This is a genomic window from Streptomyces sp. NEAU-174 (assembly GCF_052665095.1).
Window position 1 is genome coordinate 17,835 of the sequence record NZ_JBQTCE010000011.1, and the last position, 6,281, is coordinate 24,115.

Sequence of the window (6,281 nt, forward strand, 5' to 3'; positions counted from 1 at the left end):
GATCGTCGCGGATCACGGACGGTACCGGCCGGCCGCCCTAGCATCGGCAGCATCCGGGTGTTGTGAGGCCACCCGCACCCATGCCCCGACGACATGTCAATGGACCAGACGGCCCCATCAGGAGCACAGCGTGCGAGCGACTTTCGCGGATTTCACCATCGATCCGCCTCGATTCGGCAATGGCACGGCCCGGTACATACGGTGCCATCCCGACCGGGACCGTCTCGCGATCGGCGCGGGCGGACGTGTCGAGCTCGACTTCGCGCTGGACGGCGGCGAGCTGCCGGAGCAGCTGACGCTCACCCTGATCGCGCGGGTCTCACCGCTGGGGGAGTCCCTGGGATGGGCGCCCATCGACATCACCGTCAACGGGCATGCGGTGATCTCGCGGTTCACCGTGCCCGGTGGCGCCCGCCCACGGGAGGTGGCCTTCGCGGTCCCCGGTGAGGCGCTGGTGGCGGGCCTGAACACGCTGTGCGTCCGGGGCTGTGCCGAGGCGCGTGGGCTGCTCTGGCTGTACCGGATCAGCGTCGAACCGTCCCGCATCTGCGCCCGTATGCACCCCATGGCGGAGGAGCGCCCGGCCGAGGCGGCGGTGTGCGCCTACCGCACCGAGTGGCGCGCCCCGGGCTCCGCCGAATGGCGGCCAGCCCCACGGCTGCTGGTCCACCTCGACCGGGGCGAGGGCTCGCTGCCGGTCCGGCTCGCCTGGCGCGGACAGGACGGCGCGGAGGCGTCGATCGGCTTCCAGCCGGCGATGACGGAGTTCTACGGGCACCGCAGGGCCGCCGACGGCACGCTCACCGAGTACCGGGGGGCGCTGGAGGGCCGCTCACCGCTGCGGGACAGCGCGCTCGAGGAGGTGATGCACCGCTTCCGCACGGTGGAGGGCTGCGGGTCCGGGGGCCCTGGCCTCCGCCAGGAGCTGCGGCTGCTGATCGAGGACGGGGGGTCGCCCGTCGAGCGGGTCATCTGGGGCGATCCGTCGGGCCACTCGGGCACGGTGTCGCTGCTGGCCGCCGAGCCCGGCCCGGAGGCCGAGGTGACCGACCTGGTCACCAGGGTCCGGGCGCACAGCGAGTTCGCCGAGGCGGGTGAGGTCGCGGAGAACCTGCTGCACGACTCATGGCACAAGTGGCTGGGCCATGGCGACCGCGCCTGGCTGGAGTTCACCCTGCGGCGGCCGGTGGCCGTCGGCCACTACGTGCTGACCTCGGCCGACGACATGCCGGGACGCGATCCGAAGGACTGGACCCTCAAGGGCTCGAACGACGGGGAGCACTGGGCGGACCTGGACTCCCGCGTCGAGGAGAGCTTCGCGCACCGCCATCAGCCCCGGGGATTCACCTTCGCCGCCACCACCGCCTACCGTCACTACCGCCTGGAGATCACGCGGAACGCGGGGGAGGACCAGATCCAGCTCTCCCAGGTCCGCCTCTTCACCTCGGCGCCGCAGCCGAAGGGCTTCATCGGCCACTACCAGCGGGCGGGCGAGGCACCCACCGGATACCGCGGCACATCGGTGTCGGCCGCCCCGGAGCCGGGGTCCGTGACGGGGCCGCCGCGGACCGTCGAGCAGTGGCGGTCCTATCTGGCGGAGTACAGCGCGACCATCCTGCGGGTGGCCGACGAGGACGAGCTGAGCGAGGTCGACGACGAGCAACGTGCCGCCGGGTGGCTCGGGTTCGAGGGCGCGGACGAGGAGAGCGTCCTGGCCCTGGAGGAGCGGCTCGGCACCCGGCTCCCGCCGAGCTACCGCACCTTCCTGGGCGCCTCCGACGGCTGGCTGAACATCAGCCCGTTCATGTGGCGGATGCGCCCGGCCAAGACCGTCGGCTGGCTGCGCGAGGCCGACCCCGAGACCTGGAGCGTCATCCGGGGCGGCGAGGGCGAGGACTGGGACGACACCGCGTTCATGGACCGGGCGCTGCTGGTCTCGGAGGAGGGCGACGCCCAGCACTGGCTGCTGGACCCCGCCGATGTGTCCGAGGACGGGGAGTGGGCCGCGTACATCTGGGCGAGCTGGTATCCGGCCCTGGGCGACCGGCACGCCTCGTTCGCCGAGCTGGTCGTCGAGGAGCGCAAGGGCTTCGAGGCCCGGGCGGCCCATGAGGTGCGCATGGGGCGTCCCGGGACCGCCGAGGACCTGGTGGCCGAGGGCAGGGCGCAGGCCCTGCGCGGCGAGGTGCGCAAGGCGATGGCCACCTTCGAGCAGGCGGCGGTCAAGGGCTCGGGCGCCGGTGCGTATCTGGGCATCATCCTGGGGGCGTTCCTCGACATCAGCGCCGCCCACCACTGGATACGCACCGGCATCCTCGGGGACCCGCGCGTCCTCGAGGCGATCGGCATGGAGCAGTTACGGGCCGAGGCCGCCCCGCTCTATCTGCGCTGCGCGGCCGAGGAGTGGACCGGCGCCCCCGGCGGCTATCTCTCGGCCCTCGGCGACATCCTGCCGCGACTCCCGGACGGCGTGGACGGCGTGGTGGGCGCGGGCGGTGTGGCCGCGAGCGGCGCCGCCACCGAGGGCGACGACACCGCCGCCTGGATGGCCAGGGCCGCCGCCTTCGCCCCGCCCGTCCTGCCCGAGTCCCGCACCTTCCAGCAGGCCCTGGACCTGGCCAGGGCGCTGGCCGACCGCGGTGCCACCGATCAGTCCTGGGCCGTGCTCGAGGCCGCCCTGCCGCACTGGCACTGCGACTCCCCGCACCGCATCGCCCCGGTCGTGCTGCTCACCGATCCGGCCTTCCGCGAGGTGGTCACCCCGGCCCGGGCCCGTCGCGTCGTCACCACGCCCCGCGGGGAGTTCCGCGAGTAGCGCCCCGGCCCGCCGCACGGCCGGCTACGGTCTGCCGCCTGCCGCCGGAAGGCCGTCCAGGAGGGTGCCGAGCGCGGCCGTGACCAGCGCGCACACCTCGTCCGGATCCGCGTCCGCCAGCGGCTCCTTGCCCACCAGCACCCGCATCATCCCTATGCCGAGCAGCCAGGACAGCGCCAGATCCGCCCGCAGTTCGTGGTTGTCGGCGCTGGACAGGGAGGCCAGCACCCGCGCGTAGTCGTCGCTGATGGCGCGCACCGCGGTACCGATCTCGTCGCCGCTGTCGACCGAGCGCAGCAGCGTGGCCAGCGCGCGGCTGCCCGGTTCCCTGCCGCCGTGGCCCAGCAGCCCGCGCAGGGCGGCCTCCAGCAGCTCATCGGGCGGGGTGGTGCGCAGCTGCTCCTCCCCGTTGTGCGCGATCACCTCGCCGAACAGCGCTCTCTTCGAGCCGAAGTAGCGGAACAGCAGCGCCTGGTTGACCCCCGCGCGATCGGCGATGTCCCGGACCGTCGCCCGTTCATAGCCCCGCTCGGCGAACAGCGCCGCCGCGGCCTCCAGCAGCCGCCGACGTGTGTTCCGCGCGTCCCGGCGCTGCCCCTCGGACACGGTCGTCCCCATCACGACACCCCTCTCGTCTGCCTCCGGCGATTTCCCTGCGGTCCGTCAGATCAACGGCGCAAAGGGGCCGTTGACCGTACCAGCCGCCGCCTCCTAGCTTTGTAAGCACGTGCTTACGCAAGGGAGAATCACGGTGACCACAGCGGAGACGACACCCATCGCCTATCCCTTCAACTCCGCCGAGGGGCTCGCGCTGAGCGAGGCGTACGACCAGGCCAGGAACCGCACCGGATTACTCCGGGTGCGCATGCCCTACGGTGAGCCCGCCTGGCTGGCCACGCGGTACGCCGACGCCCGGCTGGTGCTCGGGGACCGGCGCTTCAGCCGGGCCGCGGCGCTCCACCACGATGTGCCACGGCAGTCCGAGGCCCGGCGCGACAGCGGCATCCTGGCCATGGACCCGCCCGACCACACCCGGCTGCGCACCCTCGTGGCCAAGGCCTTCACCGTCCACCAGGTGGAGAAACTCCGGCCGTGGGTCAAGCAGTTGACCCATGACCTGCTCGACGAGCTCGAGGCCGCGGGGCCACCCGTCGATCTCGTGGACCGCTACGCCCTGCCCATTCCGGTCGGGGTCATCTGCGCCCTGCTCGGCGTCCCGGAGGAGGACCGCCCCAAGTTCCGCACCTGGAGCGACGCCGCGCTGTCCACGAGCTCCCTGAGCGCCGAGGAGTTCGACCGCAACCGCGAGGAGCTGCGCGCCTATATGGCCGGTCTGATCGAGGACCATCGCATCCGCCCGCGGGACGACATCATGACGTCGCTGATCGAGGCGAGGGACGCGGGCGACCGGCTGTCCGAGCTCGAGCTCGTCGATCTGTGCGTGGGCATCCTGGTGGCCGGGCACGAGACCACGGCCACCCAGATCCCCAACTTCGTGCTGACGCTCCTGGACCACCCGGACCAACTGCGCCGGCTGCGCGAGGAGCCCGCACTGCTGCATGGCGCCGTCGAGGAGCTGCTGCGCTTCGTCCCGCTGGGCATGGCGGCGTCGTTCCCCCGCTACGCCACCGAGGACATCGAGGTGGGCGGCACTCTGGTGCGCGCCGGGGAGCCCGTGCTCGTCGCCGTCGGCTCGGCCAACCGCGACGCGCTGCGCTTCGACGAGCCGGGCACCCTGAATGTCGCCCGCCCCGCCGGCCAGCACCTGGGCTTCGGCCACGGTGTGCACCACTGCCTGGGCGCGCCCCTGGCCCGGCTGGAGCTCCAGGAGGCGCTCGGCGCGCTGATCACCCGCTTCCCCGGTCTGCGGCTGGCCGGGGATGTGGAGTGGAAGGGCCAGATGCTGGTCCGCGGGCCCCGCGTCATGCCCATCGGGTGGTGAGCCGGATGACCTGGAAGGCTGAGGTCGACGGCGGCCGGTGCATGGCGTCCGGCATGTGTGCCGGTATCGCCCCCGATCTGTTCGTCCTCGACGAGGAGCACGCCCGGCCGCGACGCGAGGAGGTCCCGGAGGAGGAGCGGGTGCTGGACGCGGCGGACTCCTGTCCCGCGCTGGCGATCACCATCCGCGACGGCACCACGACCGTCGGACCGCGTCCCTGAACCCCGTCCGTCCCTGAACCCCGTCCGGGAGACCCCGGGTCAGGACTTCTGCGCGACGCCCGCCCAGAAGGACACCTCTTCGTCGGTCACATCGCCGGTCTCCACATGGGAGTCCGTTTCGGCCAGGTCGGCGCGCCAGCGGTGCGGCACCTCCAGGCCCGGTTCGACCAGCTCCAGACCGGTGAAGAAGCGCGCCACCTCGTCCCTGGTGCGGATTTTCCCCTGGATGCCGCCGCTGTGGTAGACCTGCACGGTCTTCTGGGTGGCCTCGGGGTCGAAGTCCGGGGTGATGTGGCTCAGCACCAGGAAGGAGCCCGGGGCGAGCGCGTCGACCAGCCGCTGGACGAGGTCGTACGGGCCCCACTCGTCGGGGACGAAGTGCAGGAGCGAGACCAGGCTCAGCGCGACCGGCTGGGAGAGGTCCAGCACCTCGGTGAGGTCGGGCGAGGCGAGGATGGCCTCGGGCTCGGTGACGTCCCCGTGCACATAGGCGGTGCGGCCCTCGGGGTGGCTCTTGAGCAGGGCCTGGGCATGGGCGAGGACGATGGGGTCGTTGTCCACGTAGACGACCCGGGACTCCGGGGCGATGCCCTGGGCGACCTCGTGCAGATTCGGCCGGGTGGGAATGCCGGTGCCGATGTCGAGGAACTGGCGGATGCCCCGCTCGGCGGCCAGGAACCGGATCGCGCGGTGCATCCAGGCCCGGTTGGTCCTGGCGGCGATCATGACACCCGGCCACAGGGTGAGCACCTTGGCCGCGGCCTCACGGTCGGCGACGTAGTTGTCCTTGCCGCCCAGGAAGTAGTCGTACATCCGGGCGCTGTGCGGTCGCCCCTGGTTGAGGGGGGTGTTGGGGGGCTCCGGCCCGCTTCCGGTCTGGGATGCTACCCCTTGCGCGGTCACGTGGTGTTCTCCTCCGTATCCGGGCGCGATCCCTCACGCCGCGGCCGACTGTTCCAAGGATGGTAACCGCGTGATCGTAGGGGGAAGTTGAGGGGCCCGGTGCGGCCGGCGCCATCGCGCGCCGGCCGCGCCGCGTCACCGGACCCGGGTCAGGAGGCCGCGTTGTCCATGCGTTCGCGCAGGCTGCGCGGCCGCATGTCGGTCCACACCTCGTCGACGTAGGCGGAGCACTCGTCCTTGGTGCCCTCCTTGCCGACGGTGTGCCAGCCCTCGGGCACCTCGAGGTCGGCGGGCCACAGCGAGTACTGGTCCTCGTCGTTGCGCAGCACCTGGTAGCGGGCGTTGTCGTCCATGGTCGTTCTCTCCTGTCGATGATCGGTCGGATCGGAAATGGTCGGTG

At 72.2% G+C, this 6,281-nt stretch carries 6 protein-coding genes; 3 read left to right on the plus strand and 3 right to left on the minus strand.

Translation table 11 applies throughout. From position 1 onward, the window contains the following. Positions 1-130: 130 nt before the first annotated feature. Positions 131-2,815 (plus strand): discoidin domain-containing protein, encoded by a 2,685-nt coding sequence (locus ACT2CW_RS29090; protein WP_445518761.1) that lies wholly within the window; start codon positions 131-133, stop codon positions 2,813-2,815. 24 nt (positions 2,816-2,839) lie between these two features. On the opposite strand, the gene ACT2CW_RS29095 is transcribed toward ACT2CW_RS29090, so the two are convergent. After that, entirely contained in the window at positions 2,840-3,433 is a 594-nt protein-coding gene (locus tag ACT2CW_RS29095) for a TetR/AcrR family transcriptional regulator (protein WP_164423341.1), read from the minus strand. A 133-nt stretch (positions 3,434-3,566) separates the two neighbouring features. Here ACT2CW_RS29095 and ACT2CW_RS29100 point away from each other — a divergent pair, with 133 nt between their 5' ends. Beyond that, on the plus strand, positions 3,567-4,757 hold the full coding sequence (locus ACT2CW_RS29100; RefSeq protein WP_445518762.1) for a cytochrome P450: 1,191 nt from the start codon (positions 3,567-3,569) through the stop codon (positions 4,755-4,757). A 5-nt stretch (positions 4,758-4,762) separates the two neighbouring features. Beyond that, positions 4,763-4,978 (plus strand): ferredoxin, encoded by a 216-nt coding sequence (locus ACT2CW_RS29105; protein WP_201851960.1) that lies wholly within the window; start codon positions 4,763-4,765, stop codon positions 4,976-4,978. A gap of 39 nt (positions 4,979-5,017) precedes the next feature. On the opposite strand, the gene ACT2CW_RS29110 is transcribed toward ACT2CW_RS29105, so the two are convergent. Together ACT2CW_RS29110 and ACT2CW_RS29115 are read right to left on the minus strand one after the other, a co-directional pair. Then, positions 5,018-5,881: an SAM-dependent methyltransferase gene (locus ACT2CW_RS29110; RefSeq protein WP_164423347.1), complete on the minus strand. Its 864-nt coding sequence runs from the start codon at positions 5,879-5,881 to the stop codon at positions 5,018-5,020. Between the two features lie 149 nt (positions 5,882-6,030). Next, entirely contained in the window at positions 6,031-6,234 is a 204-nt protein-coding gene (locus ACT2CW_RS29115; RefSeq protein ID WP_037953954.1) for an MbtH family protein, read from the minus strand. Positions 6,235-6,281: the final 47 nt, after the last annotated feature.